The sequence below is a fragment of the Bradyrhizobium sp. WYCCWR15520 genome (assembly GCF_056174665.1).
This window is the reverse complement of record NZ_JBWBWM010000016.1, coordinates 37,180-61,361: the sequence shown is the minus strand read 5'-3', so window position 1 is coordinate 61,361 and position 24,182 is coordinate 37,180. Positions and strand designations below refer to the sequence as shown.

General features: G+C 63.4%; 23 protein-coding genes and 1 pseudogene. 16 read left to right on the top strand and 8 right to left on the bottom strand.

Annotation, left to right across the window (positions count from 1 at the left end; all coding sequences use genetic code 11):
- Window positions 1-33 precede the first annotated feature (33 nt).
- A pseudogene (locus AC0QUY_RS19590) lies at window positions 34-781 on the bottom strand (polysaccharide deacetylase family protein).
- Window positions 782-934: 153 nt separating this feature from the next.
- Between AC0QUY_RS19590 and mgtE the strand changes: the two are divergent.
- The 4 genes from mgtE to AC0QUY_RS19570 all read left to right on the top strand — a co-directional run bounded on the left by mgtE (window position 935) and on the right by AC0QUY_RS19570 (window position 4,663).
- A complete protein-coding gene (gene mgtE, locus AC0QUY_RS19585; protein ID WP_161855117.1) occupies window positions 935-2,371 on the top strand; it encodes a magnesium transporter in 1,437 nt (478 codons plus the stop codon).
- A 118-nt stretch (window positions 2,372-2,489) separates the two neighbouring features.
- Complete coding sequence (locus AC0QUY_RS19580; RefSeq protein ID WP_161856731.1) at window positions 2,490-2,870, top strand: helix-turn-helix domain-containing protein; 381 nt, start codon at window positions 2,490-2,492, stop codon at window positions 2,868-2,870.
- A 116-nt stretch (window positions 2,871-2,986) separates the two neighbouring features.
- Complete coding sequence (locus AC0QUY_RS19575; protein ID WP_475388007.1) at window positions 2,987-3,805, top strand: aldo/keto reductase; 819 nt, start codon at window positions 2,987-2,989, stop codon at window positions 3,803-3,805.
- A gap of 60 nt (window positions 3,806-3,865) precedes the next feature.
- Complete coding sequence (locus AC0QUY_RS19570; RefSeq protein WP_475388006.1) at window positions 3,866-4,663, top strand: hypothetical protein; 798 nt, start codon at window positions 3,866-3,868, stop codon at window positions 4,661-4,663.
- A gap of 415 nt (window positions 4,664-5,078) precedes the next feature.
- Here AC0QUY_RS19570 and AC0QUY_RS19565 read toward each other — a convergent pair whose 3' ends face one another.
- On the bottom strand, window positions 5,079-5,756 hold the full coding sequence (locus tag AC0QUY_RS19565) for a DUF599 domain-containing protein (protein ID WP_475388005.1): 678 nt from the start codon (window positions 5,754-5,756) through the stop codon (window positions 5,079-5,081).
- A gap of 105 nt (window positions 5,757-5,861) precedes the next feature.
- On the opposite strand from AC0QUY_RS19565, the gene AC0QUY_RS19560 reads away from it, so the two are divergent.
- The 4 genes from AC0QUY_RS19560 to AC0QUY_RS19545 all read left to right on the top strand — a co-directional run bounded on the left by AC0QUY_RS19560 (window position 5,862) and on the right by AC0QUY_RS19545 (window position 8,633).
- The gene (locus AC0QUY_RS19560) at window positions 5,862-6,518 is read left to right on the top strand and encodes a glutathione S-transferase family protein (protein ID WP_475388004.1); all 657 of its coding nucleotides are present in this window, start codon (window positions 5,862-5,864) and stop codon (window positions 6,516-6,518) included.
- A 282-nt stretch (window positions 6,519-6,800) separates the two neighbouring features.
- Window positions 6,801-7,004 (top strand): hypothetical protein, encoded by a 204-nt coding sequence (locus AC0QUY_RS19555; RefSeq protein ID WP_108517906.1) that lies wholly within the window; start codon window positions 6,801-6,803, stop codon window positions 7,002-7,004.
- A gap of 151 nt (window positions 7,005-7,155) precedes the next feature.
- Entirely contained in the window at window positions 7,156-8,136 is a 981-nt protein-coding gene (locus AC0QUY_RS19550) for a hypothetical protein (protein WP_475388003.1), read from the top strand.
- A gap of 56 nt (window positions 8,137-8,192) precedes the next feature.
- Entirely contained in the window at window positions 8,193-8,633 is a 441-nt protein-coding gene (locus AC0QUY_RS19545; protein WP_475388002.1) for a DUF1489 family protein, read from the top strand.
- A 19-nt stretch (window positions 8,634-8,652) separates the two neighbouring features.
- Here the strand turns inward: AC0QUY_RS19545 and panC are convergent, their stop codons facing one another.
- Window positions 8,653-9,504 carry a pantoate--beta-alanine ligase gene (gene panC, locus AC0QUY_RS19540; RefSeq protein ID WP_161855111.1) on the bottom strand — a complete coding sequence of 284 codons (852 nt, stop codon included), beginning with the start codon at window positions 9,502-9,504 and terminating at the stop codon, window positions 8,653-8,655.
- Window positions 9,505-9,826: 322 nt separating this feature from the next.
- Between panC and AC0QUY_RS19535 the strand changes: the two genes are divergently transcribed.
- Window positions 9,827-10,762 carry a division plane positioning ATPase MipZ gene (locus AC0QUY_RS19535; protein WP_475388001.1) on the top strand — a complete coding sequence of 312 codons (936 nt, stop codon included), beginning with the start codon at window positions 9,827-9,829 and terminating at the stop codon, window positions 10,760-10,762.
- A gap of 25 nt (window positions 10,763-10,787) precedes the next feature.
- Here the strand turns inward: AC0QUY_RS19535 and AC0QUY_RS19530 are convergent, their stop codons facing one another.
- Window positions 10,788-11,870, bottom strand: a complete 1,083-nt coding sequence (locus AC0QUY_RS19530) for an alcohol dehydrogenase catalytic domain-containing protein (RefSeq protein WP_475388000.1) — start codon at window positions 11,868-11,870, stop codon at window positions 10,788-10,790.
- A gap of 105 nt (window positions 11,871-11,975) precedes the next feature.
- On the opposite strand from AC0QUY_RS19530, the gene AC0QUY_RS19525 reads away from it, so the two are divergent.
- The 4 genes from AC0QUY_RS19525 to AC0QUY_RS19510 all read left to right on the top strand — a co-directional run bounded on the left by AC0QUY_RS19525 (window position 11,976) and on the right by AC0QUY_RS19510 (window position 15,634).
- The gene (locus AC0QUY_RS19525) at window positions 11,976-12,761 is read left to right on the top strand and encodes a helix-turn-helix transcriptional regulator (protein WP_475387999.1); all 786 of its coding nucleotides are present in this window, start codon (window positions 11,976-11,978) and stop codon (window positions 12,759-12,761) included.
- A 315-nt stretch (window positions 12,762-13,076) separates the two neighbouring features.
- A complete protein-coding gene (locus tag AC0QUY_RS19520) occupies window positions 13,077-13,976 on the top strand; it encodes an alpha/beta fold hydrolase (protein WP_475388076.1) in 900 nt (299 codons plus the stop codon).
- A 104-nt stretch (window positions 13,977-14,080) separates the two neighbouring features.
- Complete coding sequence (locus AC0QUY_RS19515) at window positions 14,081-14,842, top strand: VWA domain-containing protein (RefSeq protein ID WP_475387998.1); 762 nt, start codon at window positions 14,081-14,083, stop codon at window positions 14,840-14,842.
- Window positions 14,843-14,908: 66 nt separating this feature from the next.
- Entirely contained in the window at window positions 14,909-15,634 is a 726-nt protein-coding gene (locus tag AC0QUY_RS19510; RefSeq protein ID WP_161855107.1) for a DnaJ domain-containing protein, read from the top strand.
- A gap of 258 nt (window positions 15,635-15,892) precedes the next feature.
- Here AC0QUY_RS19510 and AC0QUY_RS19505 read toward each other — a convergent pair whose 3' ends face one another.
- Window positions 15,893-17,737 (bottom strand): serine hydrolase, encoded by a 1,845-nt coding sequence (locus AC0QUY_RS19505; RefSeq protein WP_161855106.1) that lies wholly within the window; start codon window positions 17,735-17,737, stop codon window positions 15,893-15,895.
- 400 nt (window positions 17,738-18,137) lie between these two features.
- Here AC0QUY_RS19505 and AC0QUY_RS19500 point away from each other — a divergent pair, with 400 nt between their 5' ends.
- A complete protein-coding gene (locus AC0QUY_RS19500) occupies window positions 18,138-18,476 on the top strand; it encodes a phasin family protein (RefSeq protein WP_161856730.1) in 339 nt (112 codons plus the stop codon).
- An 81-nt stretch (window positions 18,477-18,557) separates the two neighbouring features.
- Here AC0QUY_RS19500 and AC0QUY_RS19495 read toward each other — a convergent pair whose 3' ends face one another.
- Window positions 18,558-19,919 carry a TadE/TadG family type IV pilus assembly protein gene (locus AC0QUY_RS19495; protein ID WP_161855105.1) on the bottom strand — a complete coding sequence of 454 codons (1,362 nt, stop codon included), beginning with the start codon at window positions 19,917-19,919 and terminating at the stop codon, window positions 18,558-18,560.
- 505 nt (window positions 19,920-20,424) lie between these two features.
- Here AC0QUY_RS19495 and clpS point away from each other — a divergent pair.
- Together clpS and clpA are read left to right on the top strand one after the other, a co-directional pair.
- Window positions 20,425-20,757 (top strand): ATP-dependent Clp protease adapter ClpS, encoded by a 333-nt coding sequence (gene clpS, locus AC0QUY_RS19490; protein ID WP_057856747.1) that lies wholly within the window; start codon window positions 20,425-20,427, stop codon window positions 20,755-20,757.
- A 244-nt stretch (window positions 20,758-21,001) separates the two neighbouring features.
- The gene (clpA, locus tag AC0QUY_RS19485; protein WP_475387997.1) at window positions 21,002-23,404 is read left to right on the top strand and encodes an ATP-dependent Clp protease ATP-binding subunit ClpA; all 2,403 of its coding nucleotides are present in this window, start codon (window positions 21,002-21,004) and stop codon (window positions 23,402-23,404) included.
- 129 nt (window positions 23,405-23,533) lie between these two features.
- Here the strand turns inward: clpA and AC0QUY_RS19480 are convergent, their stop codons facing one another.
- Window positions 23,534-23,620, bottom strand: a complete 87-nt coding sequence (locus AC0QUY_RS19480; RefSeq protein ID WP_371419485.1) for a hypothetical protein — start codon at window positions 23,618-23,620, stop codon at window positions 23,534-23,536.
- 131 nt (window positions 23,621-23,751) lie between these two features.
- Entirely contained in the window at window positions 23,752-24,108 is a 357-nt protein-coding gene (locus AC0QUY_RS19475) for a PilZ domain-containing protein (protein WP_065752886.1), read from the bottom strand.
- Between the last annotated feature and the right edge of the window lie 74 nt (window positions 24,109-24,182).

Genomic DNA, 24,182 nt, shown 5'->3' with positions numbered 1-24,182 from the left:
GGCAAGAACCGCGCTGGCCAAACAGATCGTAATCTAATGTGCTTTGCCGGCCACGGTTTTGGCATCCGCTGGAACCAGGTGAACCACGCGGTAATGGTTGTCGCGGAGGTAGCGCAAGAAGGCCGGCAGCATGGCGGCAGTCTGCCCCTTCGGGTCGTGCAGCAGGATGATGCCTTTGCGGGCGACCTGCAGCCGATCGGTGAGCAGTTTCAACTGCTGGGCCGGCGTCATCGGATTCCAGTCGCTGGCCCAGAGGTCAGCGCCCAGCACGGCGATGCCGCGCTTCTGCAAGGCCTCCAGCGTGGCGGGCGACATATCAAAATAGGGGAAGCGAAAGAACGATGTGCTCGGGGTCGTGGTGGCCGTCCCGTGCAGCGCCGCTTCGGCCGCCGCGATACCCTTGTCGATCTCGCCGATGGCCGCCTCCGGCTTCATGTATTTCAGATTGCGGTGGCTCCAGGTGTGGTGGGCGATGGTATGGCCCTCGGCTGCCATTCTTCGCACCAGCTCGGGATGGGCTGAGGCCGACCTTCCGATCAGGAAGAAGGTGGCGCGCACGCATTCCTGCGCCAGCGCCGCCAGGATCTTCTTGTCCGTCGCAGGCCACGGCCCGTCATCGAAGGTCAGCACCACCTCGCGGTCTTGCCAGTGGCAACGTTTGTGGAAAGCTCTTGAGCCCCACGCGCGGGTAGGTAGCGGTATCCACCGCAAGGACGCGCGAGGTGCCGAGCGCGTCCTTGCGGGGACATTCGGCGGCGGCCGCCGCCGCGACGGAGCTCATCAATGTCGCGACTGCCGCGCACAGCGCCGCGCTAAAATTTCGCATCATTTGCGGTTGGCGATATTTGGCATTGCGCATGGCGCAGGCGATTGGGTAATGCGGGGCGATAGCTCAGACATTTCTCTCATTCTGTCAAACCGGCGAGGGCGCGGCATGGCCGAGAATATCGACATTGCCCAAGCCGCCGCAGCGCGGCTCACGGAAGGCTCGGTGCTTGACCATCTCCCGATGCGGGATGAGGAGGGCCAGCTCCGTCACGAATTCGTCGAGGAGATCGCGCGCGCCATTCATGCCGCCGACCGGCCGCTGCTGTGCGAGGTGGTGGCGGAACTCCATGAGGCCGATCTCGGCGATTTGATCGCCGCCCTCGAACCCGAGGACCGCGTCACCCTCGTCGAGATCACCGGCACCGATTTCGACTTCTCGGCGCTCAACGAGGTCGACGACGCCGTCCGCGAGGAGATCCTCGAGGAGCTCGAGCCGGAGACGGTCGCCGAGGGCGTCCGCGAACTGGAGTCCGACGACGCCGTCCAGTTGCTCGAAGGCCTCGACCAGGAGGACAAGGAAGAGATCCTCGAAAAGCTGCCGCCGGCCGAGCGCGAGCCGCTGGAGCGCAGCCTGCTTTACCCGGAAAATTCCGCAGGCCGGCGGATGAGCTCGGAGTTTATCGCAGTGCCGCCGGACTGGACCGTCGGCCAGACGATCGACTACATGCGAGATACCCCCGATCTGCCCGACCGCTTCTACGAGGTCTACGCGGTCGATGCCGAAAAGCACTGGCAAGGCGCGGTCTCGCTCGACACGCTGCTGCGGGCGCGCCGCCCTGTGCCGCTTGCCGACCTGATCGAGGAAGACCGCCGCCGCGTCTCCGTACTCGACGACCAGGAAGAGGTCGCGCGGATGTTCGGCAAGTATAATCTGGTCGCCGCTCCGGTCGTCGACACCACCAACCGGCTGGTCGGCGTCATCACCATCGACGACGTCGTCGACGTCATCGAGGAAGAGGCCGACGAGGATCTGAAGGCGCTGGGCGGCGTCACCAGCGACGAAGAATTGTCCGACAATGTCTGGACCATCGCACGCGGCCGCTTCAACTGGCTGCTCGTCAACCTCGCGACCGCGTTCCTGGCGTCCTCCGTGCTTGGCCTGTTCGAGGGCCAGCTCGAGAAGATGGTGGCGCTCGCCGTGCTGGCGCCGATCGTGGCGAGCCAGGGCGGTAACGCCGCGACCCAGACCATGACAGTGGCAGTGCGGGCGCTGGCGACCCGCGAGCTCGGTTCCAACAATGCGTTCCGCGTCGTCATGCGCGAGGCGATGGTCGGCCTCGTCAACGGGCTCGCCTTTGCCGTCATCACCGGCGTCGCCGCGGTGGCGTGGTTCAAGATCCCGGGCCTTGGCGTCGTGATCGGCCTCGCCATCATCTGCAACCTGGTGGCCGGCGCGCTCGGCGGCATCCTGATCCCGATGGTGCTGGACCGGGTGCGCGCCGATCCGGCGGTGGCGTCGGGGACCTTCGTCACGACCATCACCGACGTGGTCGGCTTTTTCTCGTTTCTCGGCATCGCCACGCTGTGGTTCGGGCTGAAGTAACATAGCGTTTTCAAGCTGCTGCCGGCGCGCGTGAAGAAAACGCGTCAGGCAAGCGCCTCATTTATCGTTAAGTGGACCTTAAGGCGCTTGGCCGATGATGGCGGCCCACGAGGTCAATATGCAGCGCTTGCGGCTGAAAGCGGATGGACGGATTGTCGAACTGCGGGACGGGCAGGAGTTCCCGCTCGCGCCCTCGATGCCCGGGCTCGCGCCGTCGATGCCCGGCCTCGCACTTGCGATGCCCGAGCCCGAGACCGGGTCTACGGTCCCCGCGTCGAACGAAACGGCGCCGCTGCCGGCGGTGCGCGATCTGCGCCGCCGCGCCCAACTGACCCAGCTCGAATTCGCGGCAAGGCTTGGCGTGCCCGTCGAAACCATCCGAAATTGGGAGCAGGGCAAGCGTGCGCCGCGGGGACCGGCGCGGGCGTTGCTCGCTGTGATCGCGCATTCGCCGGACACCGTTTTCGCAGCGCTGGCCACCGAGCCGTCGCCCGCCTAGTTCTGCGTTTGTCGCGTTTTCTTCACGCGAAGCCGAATTCGCTAAAGTCGCGAAACGCTATCTGTTGGCACGGCTGTTCCCGCAGCCCATAATGGGGCCGGTCCGCGGATACACCAATGCTGTTTATCGAAGCCAATGGCGCAAAAATTCCGGCGATCGGGCTGGGCACCTGGGAATTGCGCGGGCGCGCCTGCGCGCGGATCGTCGAGCAGGCGCTGCGGCTCGGCTACCGCCACATCGACACCGCGCAGATGTACGACAACGAACGCGAGGTCGGCGAGGGGCTGCGCGCGGCGGGCGTGAAGCGCGATCAGGTTTTCCTCACCACCAAGATCTGGCCATCGCATTTCGCGCCCCATGATCTGGAGCGCTCCGCCAAGGAAAGCCTGGTGCGGCTGCGCCTGACCGAGGTTGATCTGTTGCTGCTGCACTGGCCAAATCCGCAGGTGCCGCTGGTGGAAACGCTGGGCGCGCTGGCACGGGTCAGGCAGCAGGGGCTCGCCCGCCATATCGGCGTATCCAATTTCACCGTGGCCCTGATCGAGGAGGCGGTGGCCTCCTGCCCGGAGCCGCTGGCGTGTGACCAGGTCGAGTATCACCCCTATCTCGACCAGGCCAAGGTGCGCGAAGCCTGTGCGCGTCACGGCATGGCACTGGTGGCCTACAGTCCCGTCGCCAAGGGCCGCATCAAGAGCGACCGCGCGCTGCAGCGGATCGGCGAGCGTTATCGCAAGACGGCGGCGCAGATCTGCCTGCGCTGGCTGGTGCAGCAGGGGGTGGCGGCTATACCGCGCACCTCGAAACTCGAGCGGCTCTCGGAGAACATCGAGATCTTCGATTTCGAGCTGTCCGAAGAGGACATGCAGCAGATATCCGACATGGGCGGCGCCGGCGGTCGGCTCACCGATTTCGGCTTCGCGCCGAAATGGGATTGAGGAGCCGCGCCACCGAACCTATGCTGACGGCAGGGGAATATCGAACATCGTTGCGATGCGATGGAGCTGCGGCGGATCATACCTTCTGAAATCACGGCGTCGGCGATCGCGCATGTATCGCTGCTGACGCTGCTGCTGCTGTTTTCGGAAGCGCATCCGTTCGGCACGGTGACCGCCGAGCAAATTCCGGTCGAGATCGTGACGCCACAGGATATTCCGGAGCAGCCGAAGCCGGTCGAGCAGGCCGTCGCCGAGACCAAGCCCGAACCTGCGCCAACCCCCGATCTCCCGGTGCCGGACAGGACCGCTGCTGCCAGAACGCCGCCGCCGTCCGGACAGCTAGAGCCGCAACCGCAGCGGCAGGCCGCGCTCGTGCGGCCGGACTCACAACCGGCGGCACCGGCCTACAAGCCGCCCGAGCCCGACATCTCGATCAAATACCAAGTGCTGCTCGGCCTGCCGCCCGATCTTTCGCCGCTGCCGTCGGCCACCGCAGCCGGGCGCAGCAAGGGCGACGACGATTTTGACGGGCCGGCGATCGAGGGCGCCAAGATCTCCAGCACGCTGATCGCGGAATTCCGGCGGCATCTCAAGACCTGCTCGAAGCTGCCGCCCTCGCTGTCGGAGGCCGACAACATCGAGGTCAAACTCCGCGTGCTGATGGCGCCGGACGGCAGGCTCGCCGCCGCTCCGGTCCCAATCGAAGGCAAGGCCTCGATGAAAGCTCTGTTGCTGATGCAGGAAGCCAGCGGCGCGCTACAGGCCTGTCAGCCCTACGCCATGCTGCCGGTGGACCGCTACGGCGAATGGAAAGTGCTCGATCTCAGCTTCACGCCGCAGGATTTTAGCGGCTCGTAGCGCGTGATCATCCCGGCCCCGGGAGAGGTGGAGGCCGCTCTTTGAGGGCCAAATGGAACCACGATCGGCGAACCGGAAGCACCGGCCGGACGTTGATAATCGACCAAGAGACGCCGAGCCTTCGGCCGGCGGCAGCTCGCGGCCCATTCACTGGCGGGAGACGAGCATGACACTCATATGGCTTGGTGTGCTTCTTGTTTTCGGCGGGATACTGCAGCTGGCGTTTCAGCCAATCTGGCATGGCCGGCTAAGCGGTAGAAAGCGACTTCGCGCCGGGCGACCGGGCGACACCCTGGAACCTGAAAGACCGGGTGGCGGCTTTGAGCTCAAATCGAACTGGCCCGGTCTTGCGCTGCTCGCACTCGGGTCCGCTTTCCTGCTTGCCGGGGCCACTATCTGAATTTTGACACCGCGCCTAGCTCCCCATCGCCCGCCAGGCGTTGGAGGCGAACTGCCGCCGCCAGGTCACGATCACGACGAGCGCGGTCGTTAGCAGCAAAACCCAGGGGCTGACGAACCAGCCGAGATAGCCGAGCGCGAAGAAAAAGGCGCGCTGGCCGCGGTTGAAATGCCGGCCCGCCGCCTCGAACAGGCGCGTCGTGCGCATCACATGGGCTTCCGCTTCCGCGGTGTCGCGCTGCGACGAGGGCGGCATCGCGCCGAACAGGATCGCGACATAATTGAACAGGCGATACGACCAGGCGAATTTGAAGAAGGCATAGATGAAGATCAGGATCAGCCCCACGCATTTGATCTCCCACAGCGCAGGCGAGGGGGTGAGATCGACCGGCAGCTCACGAAGCACGGCCAGGGCATCGTTGGTCGCGCGCAACAGCGCAAGCCCGCCACCGATCGCGATCAGGCTGGTGGAGGCGAAGAAGGCGGTGCCGTTCTGCAGCGAGGCCATGATCTGCATGTCGACCATGCGCGCTTCGCGGTCGAGCATGTTGCGCACCCACACCTCGCGGTAGCGGTTCATGCGCGCCGACAGGCTGTCGCGGCCATAGGCGGTGTGCTCAAGGGTGAAGCCGTAGACCAGCCACTCCACGACGAAGAAAGCGACGGCCGCGATATCGATCCAATAGGCGCCCATGTGTGGCGGCATCCCCGATGGTGGCTATGGCAATCGTGATGTACAGGTTGAACGCGTGCGGTGCACTATGGCAAGATCAAGCTCCCAACAGGATTTTTCCCGCAAATGTTGAAACTGGTCATCGGCAACAAGAACTATTCGTCATGGTCGATGCGGCCATGGCTGGCGCTGCGCGCCAACGACATCCCGTTCGAGGAAGTGTTCATCCCGCTCTATACCGACGACAAGGCGGACAAGGACCGGATCCTGAGCTTTTCGAAGGCGGGCAAGGTGCCGGCGCTGATCGACGGCGACCTCACGGTATGGGATTCGCTTTCGATCATCGAATATCTCGCCGAGAAATATCCGCAGGCGAAGCTGTGGCCCGAGGATCGCGCCCGCCGGGCGCATGCGCGTTCGATTTCGGCGGAGATGCATTCCGGCTTCATGCCGTTGCGCAATGAATGCGGCATGAACCTGCATCGTCCGGTCGGCGCCGTCGATCTGTCGGACGATGCGCGCGCCAATGTTGCGCGCGTCCAGGAGATCTGGGCCGATTGCAACAGCCGTTACGGCAAGGAAGGACCGTTTCTCTTCGGCGCGTTCAGCGGCGCGGACGCGATGTTCGCTCCTGTGGTGCATCGCTTTCGTACCTATGCGATCGAGGTGAAAGGCGATGCGCGGCATTATTTCGATGCCATGATGTCGCTGCCGGCGTTTCAGGAATGGACCCGCGCCGGCCTTGCCGAAACGCTCGTCATCGAACGGTTCGAGACGGTCTGATTTCGGTCGGGCCGGGGGCAGGGCGCCCGGCGCTCCGCGAAATTCGATCAATCTGCCGCCAACTGTCCGATAATGGGAAAGCCGGCCTTGACGCCGCGAGGCGGGTTTCCTCGAGGAACCCGCGGGATTGCAGGTTATCGCCCTGAAAAACATGCCGAATTGCGTATTGGCCATGCCTCGATGCCGCTGGCTTTTGGGCAGGCGGCTGTGCTAGGTTGCCGCAGGGTTCTCAAGTCGGCCGAAAGCTAGCGGGACCGTGAGCGCGGCCGGCGTTCTTGCGTAATGGAGAGGGCGTTGAAGCATAAGTACTCCGTTGGAGAGACTGTCTATTTTACTGCCAGCAACGTTGCCCGTCCGGCCGCCAGCGGCACCTATGAGGTGATCAGGCTGCTGCCGACCGATGGCGACGACTGTCAGTATCGCATCAAAAGCTCGACCGAAGCTTTCGAACGGGTAGCCAAGGAAAGCCAGCTCGCGATTTCCTGAAACAGTTGTGTGCAAGCAGCCGTTTGACGGGGTTCCATTCGAAGCGCCGTCAAAAGGCCCCGTTCGCAGAACCATTCTGCCGAAAAGCGAATGCGATAAAGACGCATTCGTCTTTCGATCGCGTTTGATGCTGCGTTGAGGGACATCGCACATGAACTGGGCATGGGCTGCGTCGCTGGATCAGATCTGGCACTCGCCGAACCTTCCATTGTACCTGACGCTGGCCACCGCCGGATTTGTCGGGATCATCGTTCTGATCACGCTGCTGCGCTCGGAGAGATCCGTGGCCAACGGCGTGCTGGCGTTGATCACGCTGCTCGCGATCGGCGTTGCGGGAGTCGTGACCTTCCGCGGCGTGGGCGCGGCCGGCCCAGTTCAGTCGGCGGAAGCGCCTCGTCCGGTCCTGACCGCGACCGCGGCATTGCCGCAACTTTCCTGCATCGACGAGCTGGCCGGTGATGCCGTCCTCGCCGCATGCGAGAAGGCGTTGTTCGGTTCGGCCGAGTCAGTGGCCGCGGCGGTGGGCTATGCGGCCTCGCAGATCACGCTATTGACCTCGCTCGGCGATGTCGCAACTGCCAACAAGGGCGCCGGCTCGGACTTGCAGGCGCTGCGCCGGGCCGTCGAGCGCGACCGCTACGGGCTGACGGCCTATGTGCTGACGGTTCGCGACCGCTGTACGCCCGCGGCCTGCCGCGCGTTCCGCTCGCTGACCGACACGCGCCAGATTGCGGCCAACATGGAGGAGCGCCTCTACGAAAACCTGATCATGCGCTACGCGGCATCGTGGAACGCGCCCACGCAGACGGCGGCCGGCATGATGGCGGCGCTACCGCCGTCCGTGCCGACAGGGAAGCCCACCAATGCCGAATTCCCGACCTCAGCCTCCACTCCGCCGGTCAGCATCATGAATCCCGAGCCGCCGGCGAAGCCGTCGCCGCCGGCTACTGCCGCGCCGGCATCGCCGGCCGCGCCGCGCCAAGCCGCGCCACCGCCGCCGGCACCATCGGCGTCACCCTCACCAGCGCTGGCCGCCGCCAAGAAGCCACCAGCGCCGCCGAAACGGCCGTCCACCGCGGCACCGGTCCAGCTCGCGCCGTCGGGTTCGGGGACTGCCGACAATGAGCAGTGATCTCCACAGGGAGTGATCTTTTCAAAGCGCACACGGGCCGCTACATCGGCGGGATCATGCCGCTTCATCTCATCAAGCTTGCCGTTGGCTGCGAGTCGGTCAAAGAACTCAAAGGGTGGGTTGCCGAACGCATGGCGACCGCCAAGAAAAAGGGACTGCCGCTCCGTCACGTCCACGTCACGCGGATGACGCCGAAGCGCGAGGGCGAGATCCTCGCCGGCGGCTCGCTCTACTGGGTGATCAAGGGCGAAATCGCCGCGCGCGAAAAGATCATCGCCATAGAGCCGTTCCGCGACAAGGACGGTATCGGGCGGTGCCGCCTGGTGATGCAGCCCAAGGTGTTTGCGGTCTCGCCCCGGCCGATGCGCCCGTTCCAGGGCTGGCGCTATTTGACCGAGGACGCAGCGCCCCCGGACCTCACCAAATCCTCCGCCGCCAGCGTGGCCGCAATGCCGGAACCGATGCGTCGCGAATTACGCGATCTCGGGCTGCTCTGAGCAGTCGGTTTCTCTCGGCTTACACCCCGATGTTATCGATCAGGCGCGTCGTGCCGAGTTTTGCGGCAACGAGAATCCGCACTGGTCCTTCCTTGACCGACGCAATCCGCGCCAGCGTTGCGGCGTGCCGGGCCTCGAAATAGTCCAGCGCGAAGCCGGCGGCGGTGATCAGGTCGCGGCCGGCTGCCATCGCGGCCTCGAAATCCTCGCCGGCCTTTAGCCGCCTGGCGCTTTCCTTCATGGCGCGATGGAGCGTCGGCGCGGTCTGCCGTTCCTCCGCCGACAGGTAGACGTTGCGCGAGGACATCGCGAGCCCGTCGCGCTCGCGCACGGTGCGCGAGCCGATCACCTTGACGCCGAGGTCGAGATCGGCGGCCATCTGGGTCACCACCCGCAATTGCTGAAAATCCTTCTCGCCGAAGATCGCGACGTCCGGCCGGCATTGGGTGAACAGCTTGCCGACCACGGTAGCGACGCCGCCGAAGAAATGTGGCCGGAAACGATCCTCGAGGCCCGCGGTAGCCGGACCTTCCGGCACGATCCTGGTGGCGAAGCCTTCCGGGTACATCACCTTGACGTCCGGATTCCAGATCAGGTCGACCTTCTCGGCGGTCAGCCTGGCGAGGTCGGCCTTCCAGGTGCGCGGATACGAACCGAAATCTTCTGAAGGTGCGAATTGCGTCGGGTTGACGAAGATCGAGACGACGACTTTCTGGGCGCGTTGCTTGGCGAGCCGCACCAGCGACACATGCCCGTCATGGAGCGCACCCATGGTCGGCACCAGCGCGACGGCGGCCTTGCGGGCGCGCAACGCCTCGACGGCGCGGCGCAATGCAGGAACGGTACGGACGACCATGGGACTACGCGACATCGGGCCTCGATCTCTTGCTGCTTGTGACGGGGTGAGGGAGCGGGCGGCGCCACGCCGTTTGGCGGGCGCGCCGACCTTATAAGGCCAGAGCTTTGCCGCCAAGGTTACTCGGGAATGGCAAGGCTACGGCAGCTCAACGCCAAAGTCGGGCGCACGCGCCCGCCGGTTGAAAAGTCTCTGGACTGATCGCGGCACCGGAACGAAATCCGCACCATCGGGATTCATGATTAAGACACACCGCGAGTGATTTGAATGCGACGTCGCGCATTTCACTTGACGGGCAGTCGCGCGTGATTTGAAGATATCGTGCGGGGGTTGAGTCATGTTGCTTCAGGCGAGCCAAGGTCAGTTCGGGTCGGCGCATGTCGTCGTGCTCGGCAACGAGAAGGGCGGTTCCGGAAAATCCACCACCGCCCTGCACATTGCCGTTGCCCTGATGAAGGCTGGGCAGCGCGTCGCCACCATCGACCTCGACTGCCGCCAGAAGAGTTTCACCCGCTACATCGCCAACCGGAGCGCGTGGGCGCGCCGCACCGGTCTCGATCTCGAAATCCCGGTGCATTACTGCATCAAGCTCGGCGAGACGATGCAGATCGCCGACAATGAAAACTCCGAGTTCCAGCAGTTCGCCGAGGCGGTCGGCACGGTCGAGCGTGCCTTCGATTTCATCGTCATCGATACGCCGGGTTCGGACTCCTATCTGATGCGGTTGGCGCATTCGATGGCCGACACGCTGGTTACCCCGATCAACGACAGCTTCCTCGATTTCGACGTGCTCGGCACCGTCGATCCCGCCACCTATTCGGTGACCGGCGAGAGCCACTATGCGGAAATGGTCCGCGACACCAGGCGCAAGCGTCGGCAACTCGACGGCGTCAGCACCGACTGGATCGTGGTGCGAAATCGCCTGTCGATGATCGGCTCTCGCAATAAGCAGCTCGTCGCCGACAGTCTGAAGGACCTCTCGCTACGGCTCGGCTTCCGTTCGATCGACGGGTTTGCCGAACGGGTGGTCTACCGCGAATTCTTTCCGCGCGGACTGACGGCCCTCGACGACATCGACGAGGCCACGCTCGGAACTCGACCCAGCATGGGCCATGTCACGGCGCGCGAGGAGGTGACCAGCCTGTTGCGCCAGCTCAAGCTGCCGCTCGACGAGCGAGGCCGCCGCCGGGCGGCCAACCGCGCTGAATGGTTCACCCAGGTCGACAAGCCGCTCGAAGTCCACGACGTCATTGGCGACATCCTGAGCGCCTGACCGCCATCGGGGCCGGCTTGGTGGTCTATCGCGGCTGGATGACCGTCATCCTGAACGGGCCGCTGTGGGCTGCGGCATGCGCGACCGCCTCGTTGGCGCGGTCGAGGCCGAACGCGGTGACCTCGAAATGATCGAGGCTGACGAGGCCTGAGCGGATCAGGGCAGCCATCAGGATCGCTGCATGCGGCGGGTACATCCATTGCCCCCGCAGGGTGATGCAGTTTCGCATCATCCAGGGGTACGGCAGGTCGAGGCCGCCGCCGCCGAGCATGCCGACGCCGCCCATCAATACCACACGCCCATAAGGCCGCACCGCCATGACCGCGGTCCGTACTTGCACGGCATTGGCCGCGGGCGGGAGGATGTCGAGCACGCAATCGATCGGGCCGGGCGCCGCCTGCAGGATGCGCGCACGATCGTTAGCCTCGTGGCCGCGCATCGGCATGGTCCGGACGCGGCCGCCGAACCGCCGCGTCAGATCGGCCAGTGCCTGCTCGTTGCGGCCGGTCGCCACCACGCAGCTTGCGCCCATCCCCAATGCCACGGCGACAGCGGCGCTGCCGAAGCTGCCGGTGGCGCCGTTGACGAGCGCGATCTCTCCGGCCTGGAATTGCGCGGCGAGGAAACCGCCATAGGGCACGAGCAGGGTGCCGAGCGCGCACCAGCGCGCGGCATCCCTTTCATCGATGTCGCCGATCGGAACCGCGTTTTCCGTCGGCACGCGCATCTGTTCGGCCCAGGCGCCGTCATGGAAATACCGTTGCAGGTGTAGCCCGCCCTCGCTGCCGGCTGTGAGCCCCTGCAGGGCAATGTCGGGCGACAGCGCATTGTCGCGAGAACGGACGGTCGGATCGCAGTAGACCCAATCGCCGGGACGAAAACGGGTCGCATCGGGGCCGATGGCGCGGATGCGGCCGATCGCACCGGGGCCGGGCACCATGGGCAATTCCATCAGGTACTTTCGTTCGCCGCTGAGGACTTCGTTGGCATAGGCCAGCACGCGGCTCGCCATGACGTCGACGATGACCTCGCCGGTGCCGAGCAGCGGGTCGGGGAGAGCTTCGATCGCAAGCGGCGATCCGAACGCATTGAGGACGGCAGCCTTCATGGAACCTCTTGATATCGTTTGACGCAGCATTCTCGCAGGCCTGAAAGTCTCAACAAGACCTGGTATTATCCTAGGACTATTGAACCCTCCTCAAAGGCGCGGCGCATGGCGGAAGCAGGTGCAAATTCCAGGCAGAGCGAACTCGGCGACTTCCTGCGCTCGCGACGGCAGAAGCTGACGCCAAAGGCCGTGGGCCTCTCGGACGGCCGGCGGCGGCGCACACCCGGCCTACGGCGCGAGGAGGTGGCCGAACTCGCTGGCATCGGCGTCGACTGGTACATCCGCCTCGAACAGGGAAGATCCGTCAGCCCTTCGGCTGCGACGATCGACGCACTGGCGCGCGCGCTGCGGCTGACCAAGGCCGAGCATCGGCATCTGAAGGAGCTCACGCAAACTACCGACCGGCGCGCCTTCATCCGCGAAACGGTGCCCCCGGCGATCCGCCGCACGGTCGAGCAGCTCAACCTTCCGGCCTATGTTACCGGGAGGCGATGGGACGTTCTCTTCTGGAATGTGGCGGCGGACGAGATCTTTGCGTTCAGCCGGCTCGCAGAGGCCGATCGCAACAGCCTGTTGTCCGTGCTGACCAACCCCGCGACGCGACGCTTGTTCGGCGCGTCATGGGCGGACGAGGCCCAGCGCATGGTCGCCCAATTCCGGGCGACGCATGACCTCTGGGCCGGCGATCCCGCCTTTCGCGACCTGCTGGCGCGTCTGCGGGAAGGCTGTTCGGAATTTGCCGGCTGGTGGGAAGCCCATGATGTCAGCGGCGTCGCGGCAGGACGGAAATCCTTGACCCATCCCAAGAAGGGCCGGCTCAAACTGGAGTATGCAAGCTTCCAGGCCAATGACGATCCGGCCTTGAAGCTCGTCATCTACACAACGGTCTAAGTCGCTGCCCTTGCCGGTATTTTTACACCTTCGGAGGTAACGGGTTCCCGCCAAGGAACAAACCAACCATTACCACGTTTTCACTAGACTTTTATCCAACCCTCGAACCAAAGGTTGACGGGAGGCAACGTAAGGAAAAGCGGTCAAATTTTTGGGAACTGGGCGGCTGCACAATGGATAGGTGCATCGCACAATGATCAGGCGGTCAATACACAACATTTGGCCTTTATGTCACGCCATCGTGACATATATCATCAACAAGGGACCGAAAGAGTCTCAAACAGGGTTGGCCCTTAGCAGGGCGCGAGGATGAATATGAAACGTGGAATTCTCGTTCTGCTTTCACTCTCGGTGCTGGTCGCTGTCGCGTATTTTACCGCGAGCAAGTGGGCGATCCGGCATGAGACGATCGCGTTCCACGATCCCGACCGTGACAATCGCCTGGTGGCGGTCAACATCGCCGTCCGCCGCGACAAGGAAATGCAGGCCAATGCCGGCTTGATCAAGCTGCCGGTTGCGATCCTCAATCACGGCAATACCGTCAAGCATACCGAGTATTCATTCCTGTCGAACGTGTTCGCCTGGCGCGGCTACCTTTCGATCAGTCCGCAGCACGATCTGCCGACCGATCCGCCGATGGTAACCAAGGTCGGCGAGCTCTATGTCGGCCGTCTGCCGCAGATTCAGCGCGGCGTGGCCAACATCCATTTCGCCATCCACGAAATGAAGAAGGTCCAGCCCAACGCCGACTATGAAAAGGTGACGATGGTCGGGCATTCGATGGGCGGCGACATCTCGATGTATTTCGCCAAGCAGTATCCCGACGAGATCAAGAAGGTGGTGACGCTGGACAATCTGCGCGTCCCGTTCCTGACCGAAGGCAAGTTCAAGATCCTGTCGTTCCGCTCCAAGGATACGCAGTTCAAGCCGGACCCCGGCGTCGTGCCTGACGACGAACAGTGCGAGCAGGCCGGTATCACGGTGGTGAACACCGGCTTCCAGCATAACGACATGCGCGATACCGGGCCTGACGCAGCCAAGTCTTCGATCGAGAAAATGCTCGACAAGTTCCTGGACGAGTCGGACAAGAGTGCCGCGTTGAAGCCGGTGCCGACCAAGGTACCGGACGTCCTCAGCAGCAGCCCGGGACCGGTGCCGCTCTCAACCCCGTTGGCCAGCAATTCGCCGCCGAAGAACAAGCCGGTTACGAACTAGACGACCGACCGCCACTGTGCATTTGCGGCTGCGTCACGAGCCGGCGCATTGACCGGCTATAGGCGCCATCCCACATAGAGCTTGCTGCTTATCCGCGAGCGCTTATGGCCGGCGAACCCATCAAACCGAAATCGGCAGGCGAAGTTGACTCGGCAAAGGCCGAGGCGCGCAAGGGCGGCCCGTTACCGGAGAAGCCATCGGCATCGGAAGACATTGCCGCCTTCGTGGCAAAGGCGCGCGCGATGTCGCCGCACCGTCCGGGCGCCAAGGGAAGGCTGGTATTTGCGCTCGACGCCACAATGAGCCGGCAGCCGACCTGGGACATGGCCTGCGCGCTGCAGGCCGACATGTTTCGCGAGGCGGCTTCGCTCGGCAGCCTCGATATCAGGCTGGTCTATTACCGCGGGTTCAACGAATGCCGCGCCACGGGATGGATCTCCGACTCCGCGCATTTGGCGCGCTTGATGAGCAAGATCGATTGCCAGGGGGGCAATACCCAGATCGGCAAGGTGCTGTCGGAGGCGCGGCGTGAGGCGGTGGCGTCCGCCGTGCGCGCGGTCGTGTTCGTCGGTGACGCCATGGAAGAGTCGGTCGACGATCTCTGCGCCAAGGCCGGCGAGCTCGGCCTGCTCAAGGTCCCCGTGTTCATGTTCCAGGAAGGCCACGACTCCACCGCCGAACAGGCGTTCCGCGAGATTGCGCGGCTCACCGGCGGGGCATGGTGCAAGTTCGATCCCGGCGCCGCGGCGCAGTTGCGCGAGCTCTTGCGCGCCGCCGCGGCCTACGTTGCCGGCGGTCGCGAAGCGCTGCTGCGGCTATCGAAGACCACCGGTGGCGCCGCCGCGCTGATCGGCCAGATCAAGTAATTACGACTTTGGTTGCCTGCGGGCCGAGCGCATGCTTTTCGGCGCCGGTGCCGCTATATTAGAGCCATGCCAACCCTGATTGCCGGCGTCGTCGCCGTTGTCGTTCTATATTTGCTGCTGCAGATGTTTCGCGCGGCCAACCCGGTCGTGCTTGCGCGCGTCATCAAAATCGCGGGCGGCGTGGTTGCGCTGGCGGTCGCGGCCTACACCGGCCTGCGTGGCGAGCTTGCCGTTGCCATTCCGCTCGGCATCTTCGGCGCCGGCCTGCTCGGCTGGTCGCCGTTCGGACCGGGCGGCTTCAGCAATATCGGCGGGATTTTCGGCGGTGGCGGACAGCGGTCGTCAGGCCAGGCCTCGCGCGTCCGTTCGCAGTTTATCGAGATGACTCTCGATCACGACAGCGGCGAATTGTCAGGACGGATCGTGGACGGGCCGAACGCCGGCCGCTCGCTTCACGAATTCGACCTGCCGCAGTTGATCGCGATGATGGCGGCCTTCGACGCCGAGAGCGTTGCCTTACTTGAAAGCTATCTTGACCGCCGGTTTCCCGCTTGGCGTCAGAACGCGCAAGGCGATACGGCAGGGGGGCAGCGTCGCGCGGCGGCGAGCGGAAAAATGACGGACGAGGAAGCCTATCAGATCCTTGGCCTGCAGCCGGGGGCGGGGCGCGACGACATCAGCCGGGCGCATCGCGCCCTGATGAAGAAACTGCATCCCGATCAGGGGGGCTCGACGTACCTCGCTGCCCGCGTAAACGAGGCCAAGGATACTCTTCTTCGCACGCATCTCTAGTTAACTCCGGCTCACGCCACCGACGCTACAAACCGAGAGTTGCCTGCCTGCCATTCTCTGACTGACGCCCCGCATCGCCCGCCGTTGTCCGGCGTGGTCGATCATTCCTTGCAGGGAAACTTAACCGTAAATTCTTGACGAGAGGTTTTCGCGGAAAGCATTGGGCCTGATCGTGCAAGAGCCCGTGCGACTGTGCTGCGAAAACAACAAAGCCGGCGCTTGCGGCGCCGGCTTTGCGACTTCAATGAAGCGCCCCGTTCAGTTGCGAACGGTCATGCAGGAAATGTCGGCGCGCTTGAGGGTCTTGCACACCGCTTCGGCCTGATCGCGATCGAGGCCGGCGAAGCGGGCGCGATAGAGCGTGCGGTTGTCCTTGGCCACGACCGTTTCCGTAAAGGGATCGGCCTTGCTGAGCAGGGCGCTGGCCTTGGTGCGGGCGAGATCGATCCGCTGCTTGGCTTCGCTTTCGCTTTCGAGCGCGCCGACCTGGACGATCCAGCCGGTGCGAACCACCGCGGGCGCGGCCGGCTTGACGGCGTCGTTCTGTTGCACGGTCTGCTGCTGGACACGGGGCGCGGGATCGGCATAGGCCATCGTCTGCGCATGGGAGCCCTGCGACGGGGGCTGTGTCAGGCTGGAGGCGGGCAATACGCCGAGCACGCCGTTGCCGGTGCCGTGGCCGGCCGGCTGCTGCGGCATGGCTGCCCTGAGAGCTTCCTTGGCAGCTTCGACCTTGCTCTCCGCGGCCTTGGCGACGACGGCGCTGGAGGTCTCGGCGACTTCGGGGTGGGCCGGGATGGCGTTGGTGACCGGCGGCGCGGCGGGCTGCGAGGGGCCGGCGGAGGCCAGCTTCATCGGCCCGGCCTTGACCTGAACGGTCTTGACCTTGACCGGCTTCATCGGCTCGGCCGAGCCGGGGATCGCCGATATCTGCTGGGTCTGGATCACACCGCTGGTCAACGGTGCGGGTTCGGGCCTGGCTTGCTGCTCGAATTTGTTCGCTTCGACCTTGGCGGCCGGCGAGGGCAGGGCCGCAGCGGCGGCCGCCATCAGCGACGGCTTGGCCGGCGCGATCGAGCGGGTCGTTTGCATGGCTGCGAGCCCCGGCTCGGCGGCGGCGAAGGCGGGCTGCGCCGCTTCGGTCGGACGCGAGGCGGTGTCGGCTTCGGCTACGTCGACGTCAGCCGGGTTGCGTTCGCTGATCGCGGCGACGGTACGCTTGGTCGCGCCTTTCTCCAGGTTCTCGGCCAGCAGATTGCGCATGGTGGCGTCGCGCGAGCCGCCGCTGCGGCCGCCCAGCACCACGCCGATCAGGTGGCGGTTGCCCCGGCGCATCGAGCTGACGAGGTTGAAGCCGGAAGCGCGGGTGTAGCCGGTCTTGATGCCGTCGACGCCCTCGACGTTGCCGAGCAGGCGATTGTGATTGCGGATCGACTGTCCCCGATAATTGAATACCGAGGTCGCGAAGTAGCGGTAGTAGCGCGGGAAGCGGTCCTGGATGGCGCGGCCGAGGGTGGCCTGATCGCGCGCGGTGGTCAGTTGCTCGTCATTGGGCAGGCCGGACGCGTTGCGATAGGTGGTCTTGCTCATGCCGAGCGCGCGCGCCTTGCGCGTCATCAGCCTGGCGAATTCGGCTTCATCGCCGGCTATGGCTTCGGCGACGACGACGGCAGCGTCGTTGGCAGAACGTGTCACCAGGCCCTTGATGGCATCCTCGACCCTCAGCGTCTGGCCTGGCTTTAGGCCGAGCTTGGTGGGAGCCTGCTCGGAGGCGTGCTCGGACACGTCCATTTCGGTGTCGAGCTTCATTTTGCCGGACTCCAGCCGCTCGAACAGCAGATAGAGTGTCATGATCTTGGTCAGTGACGCCGGGCGGCGGATACCGTCGGGATTGTTGGAACTGAGCACCGCACCGGAATTGCCGTCGACGATGATCGAGGAGAATTGCGGGCTGTAGCTTTCCCGCACGACGTGGTGGCGGCGGTGCTTGTAGCGGCGCGCTTCGGCGCTCTCGCTCGAGATCAGTATTGCTGTCGTGAAGGTAATGAGTCCGAGGGCGCACACCCGCAAAGCGCGCGAGGAAGCCAAGGTTGTACGAAGCATTTACTTCCCCGTCCCAATTTCTGTCTTGATCACCGGCTCGTGAGGCGAAATTGTGCCCACCAACCGCTGACGCTCTCCCGTTCGAAGTACCGATCCGGCCATGACGCGCGGCTGGAGCGGCCGATCAGGTCGCTGTTCTAGCTAAGATGCTGTTCACAAACAGCTTTCAGGCTGTGTGTCGGAAGACGAACAAGTCCAGGAATCAGGTTAGGCCGGGCGGGTTTCCAAAAGATTAATTAACCGTTGCGTAAGACCCTGAGTTTTTGCGCTAATTCGCCATATTTGTGCGTCGCACAATATTCCTTGACTTTATTGTGCAGTGCACATATGTAGAGAGGGGTCAGGGAGCCGGGCCTCCCGGCAATCGGTTTGCACCTGCAGTCTGGGAAAGGACTCCATGATGGTTAAGGTTGAAGACATTCAGAATTACGGCAAAGAGCATCTCGAATCGGTTGCCGCTTCCGCGAGCAACCTGCAGAGCGGCGTTCAGGCGATCGCGACCGCCTATGGCGACTACGCCAAGAAGTCGTTCGAAGACACCAAGTCGTTCGTCGAAAAGCTTTCCGGCGTGAAGTCGCTGGACAAGGCGATCGAAGCGCAGACCGAATACGCGCGCTCGTCCTACGAGACCTTCGTCGCGGAATCGCAGAAGATCGCGGGCCTCTACACCGATCTCGCCAAGCAGACCTTCAAGCCCTACGAAGGCCTGGTCGCGAAGTTCAACCCGGCTTCGCACTAATCCGTTCGCGACTTCGCGCTTCGACAACAAAAAAGCCCGGCCGTTTCGGCCGGGCTTTTTCTTGGCGGCGCTTCTCGAGACCTATCGATAGACGCGCAGCTTCGAGAGCGAGGTTCCGATCGCGGTGAAAGCCGTCGCGATCTGGCTCGAGGACGTCACGGTGGAGAACTTATCGTCACCGCTGGCGCAATACTTCAGAACTGCCGAAGTCGGATCGTTATCGGTGTTGACGTGCATTGTGTAAATGACGATGCCCTGAGCCTTGATGTTGTCGCACTGGGTGCGCTGACGGGCGTCGATCGCGCCGTTGAACTGCTGTTGGCCATTGCCATGTGACGGCCAGCGATCCTGGGTGTTCAGACCGTCGGACATCACGATCAGCACCTTTTTATAGGTATAGTTGGAATCTTCCGCCGGTGCGAAGAGCGGCGCGTTCTGAGTGAGCGATTGCCATCCCCAGGCGATCCCGATCGTCTGGTTGGTACCGCCGTTCGGAACAAGCGTGTCGATTTTCGCCTTCAGGGCGGTGAAATCATAGGTAAGGGGCATCAGTTGCGCCGGGCATGCGTTGTACTGCTCGGCGTAAAACTGCGTGGACGGAAGCGACGTGTTGGAGGTCGGCGTGGTGTTCGTCTTGTCGTAGTTCTCGTCGCGGTCCGTCACGCAACCATTCCAGGTGTTGTGGTTCCTGGGCGTCCAGGTCCTCCAGTTGCTGGCCAGACAGGAGCTTTTTGTCGTGTAGTCGTTATTGCTACAGGTACCGTTTACCGCCTCCCAGTCGGTCCAGTTGATCCAGCTCGCGTTGTAATTGCTGGCGCCGACGTTGACGTCCTTGGCGAATGGAATGAGCGAAATGTAGATGTCGCCGGGGTTTTTGGCGAGCGCGGCGATCTGGTCGATCAGCGCCTTGGCGGCCGGCTTCATCGCGGTCATCTTGCCGTCGTACTGCATGGATCCCGTCACGTCGAGCGCCAGCGCGACCCGCATCCTGACGTTGCCCCAGACCGAGGTGGAACTGGTTTTGAAATCCATGGTCGGGAAGCCCACCACCCGCATGAAACCGGTGTCTATCGAGCCGGAGCCGTTGATCAGGATGGTCGAGCCGTTGCCGGTGTTCTGCGTATAGGTCGCGTTGATCGATATCGATTTGGCTTCATTGTTGGTGTAAAGCGCCTTGAAATATGCGTCTGCTTTGGTCGCGATCTGGGAAGCGGTGATCGTGCCCTCAGTCAGGTCCTTGCCCAGCATCAGGGCGGTCGAATCGAGCGCGGCCTGCATCGAGGAGCGGGCACTGTTGGCGCGGGTGTAGTCGACCGCCGCGCCGACGAAACTGATGATCGGGATGACCGCGATCCCGAACAGGATCGCGATGTTGCCGTCGTTGGCGCCGGCGAACCGGCGTGCAGCCGTGCGAATGCGACGGATTACGACTGTATTGAGCATGGCCTCACCGCAAATGTGGTTTCTACCGGGCATTTCCGCCCGAGCCGCTGAACAGGCGGTAAACCGGTTCCGCAAAAAACGGGTCAAAGCCCGCGCACTGCCGGAGCGGCCTCCAAAACAGCCCGGTATCGTCAACGGCGGCTAAACGGCCAGCACGATCCTTTGTCAAATTCGGCAGAAACGATTAACCTTGGTCCGGATAGCCGAGCCGGGAATCGGGCCGGCCGCGGGTCGCACCAGGGCAGCATCTATGCGCTTGCGGCGATCCGGCGGTGGACCCATATTCCAGATGCCGATCCGGTCAACGGGTCGGACCGGGAGCGGCGATCTGGAAAAATGCGTTGCTGGGTACGCGGCGGTGGCTCACGCCAGAGCCGACCGCCAGTCGGTCTGGACGCGCTTTCCAGTCACCCCTTTTGGAATTTCGAACGCCTGAGCCATGTTGCAGTCAACCTTCAAAGCTTGTTCGTCCGTGCCGGTAACGTCGTCTGCTTCTGCTCCCCGAATGGGCAATGACGAGAACCGCAACGCTGGAACCAACGGGCCGTCGACCTCGGTCATCACCAAGGTCAAGCCGAAGACCAAGCGTCCGAACCTCTATCGCGTTCTCATTCTGAACGACGACTACACGCCGATGGAATTCGTCGTTCACGTGCTGGAGAAGTTCTTCCAGAAGGACGCCGAGGCGGCCACCAAGATCATGCTTCATGTCCATCACCACGGGATCGGTGAGTGCGGCGTGTTCACTTACGAGATTGCCGAGACCAAAGTGACGCAGGTCATGGATTTTGCGCGCAAGCACCAGCATCCCCTGCAATGCGTGATGGAAAAGAAATAGCCGCGCGCGGCTCTCGACCCGGTTGAACAAAGGAACGGGTCTTGCATTGTTCGGTGCTGGTCGTTTTCCCGCTAGTTTTTCGGGGAGGGTGCAGCCGTGGCGCGTAAATTTAGAGGAAAACCACGCTTGCGGAACCGGTCTTTCGCCACGATCGTACGTAACTATATGACAGGGGAAGACGAAGGTTGTTGTTGCCTGACCGGGTAATGGCGATCATGATGACCGGGGGCCATAGAGGACGAGAATGCCAACTTTTTCCCAAAGCCTTGAACAATCCCTGCATCGTGCGCTGGCGATTGCAAACGAGCGTCATCATCAATACGCGACGCTCGAACATCTTCTGCTGTCGCTGATCGATGACTCGGATGCGGCCGCGGTGATGCGTGCCTGCAGCGTCGATCTCGACAAGCTGCGCACCAGCCTTGTCAACTATCTCGAAACCGAATTCGAAAATCTGGTTACTGACGGCGCCGACGACGCCAAGCCGACCGCCGGATTCCAGCGCGTGATTCAGCGCGCGGTGATTCACGTCCAGTCCTCCGGTCGCGAAGAAGTGACCGGCGCCAACGTGCTGATCGCGATCTTCGCGGAGCGCGAAAGCCACGCCGCGTATTTCCTGCAGGAGCAGGACATGACGCGCTACGACGCGGTCAACTACATCAGCCACGGCATCGCCAAGCGGCCGGGCGTTTCCGAAGCGCGCCCGGTGCGTGGCGTCGACGAGGAGACCGAGACCAAGGGCAACGAGGACGCCAAGAAGAAGGGCGAGGCGCTCGAAACCTATTGCGTCAACCTCAACAAGAAGGCGCGCGACGGCAAGATCGATCCGGTGATCGGACGCAATTCCGAGATCAACCGCGCGATCCAGGTGCTGTGCCGCCGCCAGAAGAACAATCCGCTGTTCGTGGGCGAGGCCGGCGTCGGCAAGACCGCGATCGCGGAAGGGCTTGCCAAGCGCATTGTCGATTCCGAAGTGCCGGAAGTGCTGGCGACCGCCACCGTGTTCTCGCTCGACATGGGCACGCTGCTCGCGGGCACGCGCTACCGCGGCGATTTCGAGGAGCGCTTGAAGCAGGTCCTGAAGGAACTGGAGGCGCATCCGAGCGCCATCCTGTTCATCGATGAAATCCACACTGTGATCGGTGCTGGCGCTACCTCCGGCGGCGCGATGGATGCGTCCAACCTGCTCAAGCCGGCGCTCGCCTCCGGCACGATCCGCTGCATGGGTTCGACGACCTACAAGGAATACCGTCAGCATTTCGAGAAGGACCGCGCGCTGGTGCGGCGCTTCCAGAAGATCGACGTCAACGAGCCGACGGTGGAAGACGCGATTGCGATCCTCAAGGGCCTCAAGCCCTATTTCGAGGACTATCATCGCCTGAAATACACCAACGAGGCGATCGAGGCGGCGGTGCAATTGTCGTCGCGCTACATTCACGACCGCAAGCTGCCGGACAAGGCGATCGACGTGATCGACGAATCGGGCGCGGCGCAGATGCTCGTCGCCGAGAACCGGCGCAAGAAGACCATCGGCATCAAGGAAATCGAGACCACGATCGCGACCATGGCGCGGATTCCGCCCAAGAGCGTGTCGAAGGACGATGCCGAGGTGCTCAAGCATCTCGAGCAGACCTTGAAGCGCGTGGTGTTCGGCCAGGACAAGGCGATCGAGTCGCTGTCGGCCTCGATCAAGCTGGCGCGCGCCGGCTTGCGCGAGCCGGAGAAGCCGATCGGTTCCTACCTGTTCTCCGGCCCGACCGGCGTCGGCAAGACCGAAGTTGCAAAACAGCTCGCGGCCTCGCTCGGCGTCGAGCTGCTGCGCTTCGACATGTCCGAATACATGGAGCGGCATACCGTGTCGCGCCTGATCGGCGCACCTCCCGGCTATGTCGGCTTCGATCAGGGTGGTCTCTTGACCGACGGCGTGGACCAGCATCCGCATTGCGTGGTGCTGCTCGACGAAATCGAGAAGGCACATCCGGATCTGTACAACGTGCTGCTGCAGATCATGGATCATGGCCGCTTGACCGATCACAACGGCAAGCAGGTCAACTTCCGCAACGTGATCCTGATCATGACCACGAATGCGGGCGCCGCCGATCTGGCGCGCCAGGCCTTCGGCTTCACGCGCAACAAGCGGGAAGGCGACGACCACGAAGCGATCAACCGCCAGTTCGCGCCGGAATTCCGCAACCGGCTGGATGCGATCGTCTCGTTCGCCCATCTCAATGCCGATGTCATCGGTATGGTGGTGGAGAAGTTCGTGTTGCAGCTCGAAGCGCAGCTCGCTGACCGCGACGTCACCATCGAGCTGTCGGAGCCTGCCAAGGCCTGGCTGATCGAGCATGGCTATGACGAGCAGATGGGCGCGCGGCCGATGGCCCGTGTGATCCAGGAGCACATCAAGAAGCCCTTGGCGGATGAGGTGCTGTTCGGTCAGCTCAAGGGCGGCGGCCATGTCCGCGTCGTGCTGGTCAAGGACGCAGAGGACAAGGACAAGATCGGCTTCGAGTTCGTCGAGGGACCGGTCACGCCGAAGCCGGAAAAGCTGCCAGGCGCCCGCAAGCGCAAGCCGAAGCCGGGCGGTCCGAACGGAGGCGGCGGCTCCAAGGGGCCGGCTTCCAAGGGCCCGCTGGTCAAGGCCTAAGCGGCCTCAATCCAAACGAAGAGCCGGCGTGTCGCAAGACCGCCGGCTTTTTGAATGCCCGATTGCTTGATACCTAACTGCCCGGCCAAACCAGCGCCTGGCCGGCCACGACGTATTCACCGTTGAATGTCAGGGAAGGCGAGCCATACAGCCGTGACCGAGCTCAATTGCCTCCGAAACGCGTCGGCAGAACGCAGCATCGTCCTTGCCGGTCAGGAGGCGATAGATGGGAAGCCATTTGGTGGTTCTGGAGACATGCTGGCTTCAGCTTCAACCATACGGTGGTTGAATGAATAGGCTGCGGGCACCGTGGGATGCTGTGTTACCTACCGTGCCTTCGCGAGCGCTCAACGCTCGCCGAGCAGCTCGTCGATCTGGCGCTGCAGCTGCCGCTTCTTGATCTCGCTTTTGCGCAGCCGCTCTTCGATATCGGAGACCGGCTCGGCCGGGCTTTCCGCCCTGAATGCAACGCCGACGAAATTGTCGCGCCACCAGATCACTTTGGCGAGGAAGGAGCGGCCCTTGCGCGCGATGCGCAGCGAGAGCTGTTCCTTCGGCAACTGGACATCATTGCTGAACTCGATGGTCGCACCGCGATCGGAGATGTTGCGGACAATGCATTCGCGCGTCGCGCCGCGCTCGCCGATCTCGGCGACGCCGCCGTACATCACTTTATCGCGCACGCTCTCGCGTCGGTCCTGCATTGAAAGTCTCCCAACAAACAGGGAGACTTTTACCCCGCTTTGCTCCCTGTAGAAGTCCGCCCGGCGCAAAATGC

Coding starts and splice junctions, on each gene's coding strand:
- mgtE (WP_161855117.1), top strand. CDS start 935: ATGGCCGAGAATATCGACATTGCCCAAGCCGCCGCAGCGCGGCTCACG.
- AC0QUY_RS19580 (WP_161856731.1), top strand. CDS start 2,490: ATGCAGCGCTTGCGGCTGAAAGCGGATGGACGGATTGTCGAACTGCGG.
- AC0QUY_RS19575 (WP_475388007.1), top strand. CDS start 2,987: ATGCTGTTTATCGAAGCCAATGGCGCAAAAATTCCGGCGATCGGGCTG.
- AC0QUY_RS19570 (WP_475388006.1), top strand. CDS start 3,866: ATGGAGCTGCGGCGGATCATACCTTCTGAAATCACGGCGTCGGCGATC.
- AC0QUY_RS19565 (WP_475388005.1), bottom strand. CDS start 5,756: ATGGGCGCCTATTGGATCGATATCGCGGCCGTCGCTTTCTTCGTCGTG.
- AC0QUY_RS19560 (WP_475388004.1), top strand. CDS start 5,862: ATGTTGAAACTGGTCATCGGCAACAAGAACTATTCGTCATGGTCGATG.
- AC0QUY_RS19555 (WP_108517906.1), top strand. CDS start 6,801: ATGGAGAGGGCGTTGAAGCATAAGTACTCCGTTGGAGAGACTGTCTAT.
- AC0QUY_RS19550 (WP_475388003.1), top strand. CDS start 7,156: ATGAACTGGGCATGGGCTGCGTCGCTGGATCAGATCTGGCACTCGCCG.
- AC0QUY_RS19545 (WP_475388002.1), top strand. CDS start 8,193: ATGCCGCTTCATCTCATCAAGCTTGCCGTTGGCTGCGAGTCGGTCAAA.
- panC (WP_161855111.1), bottom strand. CDS start 9,504: ATGTCGCGTAGTCCCATGGTCGTCCGTACCGTTCCTGCATTGCGCCGC.
- AC0QUY_RS19535 (WP_475388001.1), top strand. CDS start 9,827: ATGTTGCTTCAGGCGAGCCAAGGTCAGTTCGGGTCGGCGCATGTCGTC.
- AC0QUY_RS19530 (WP_475388000.1), bottom strand. CDS start 11,870: ATGAAGGCTGCCGTCCTCAATGCGTTCGGATCGCCGCTTGCGATCGAA.
- AC0QUY_RS19525 (WP_475387999.1), top strand. CDS start 11,976: ATGGCGGAAGCAGGTGCAAATTCCAGGCAGAGCGAACTCGGCGACTTC.
- AC0QUY_RS19520 (WP_475388076.1), top strand. CDS start 13,077: ATGAAACGTGGAATTCTCGTTCTGCTTTCACTCTCGGTGCTGGTCGCT.
- AC0QUY_RS19515 (WP_475387998.1), top strand. CDS start 14,081: ATGGCCGGCGAACCCATCAAACCGAAATCGGCAGGCGAAGTTGACTCG.
- AC0QUY_RS19510 (WP_161855107.1), top strand. CDS start 14,909: ATGCCAACCCTGATTGCCGGCGTCGTCGCCGTTGTCGTTCTATATTTG.
- AC0QUY_RS19505 (WP_161855106.1), bottom strand. CDS start 17,737: ATGCTTCGTACAACCTTGGCTTCCTCGCGCGCTTTGCGGGTGTGCGCC.
- AC0QUY_RS19500 (WP_161856730.1), top strand. CDS start 18,138: ATGGTTAAGGTTGAAGACATTCAGAATTACGGCAAAGAGCATCTCGAA.
- AC0QUY_RS19495 (WP_161855105.1), bottom strand. CDS start 19,919: ATGCTCAATACAGTCGTAATCCGTCGCATTCGCACGGCTGCACGCCGG.
- clpS (WP_057856747.1), top strand. CDS start 20,425: ATGGGCAATGACGAGAACCGCAACGCTGGAACCAACGGGCCGTCGACC.
- clpA (WP_475387997.1), top strand. CDS start 21,002: ATGCCAACTTTTTCCCAAAGCCTTGAACAATCCCTGCATCGTGCGCTG.
- AC0QUY_RS19475 (WP_065752886.1), bottom strand. CDS start 24,108: ATGCAGGACCGACGCGAGAGCGTGCGCGATAAAGTGATGTACGGCGGC.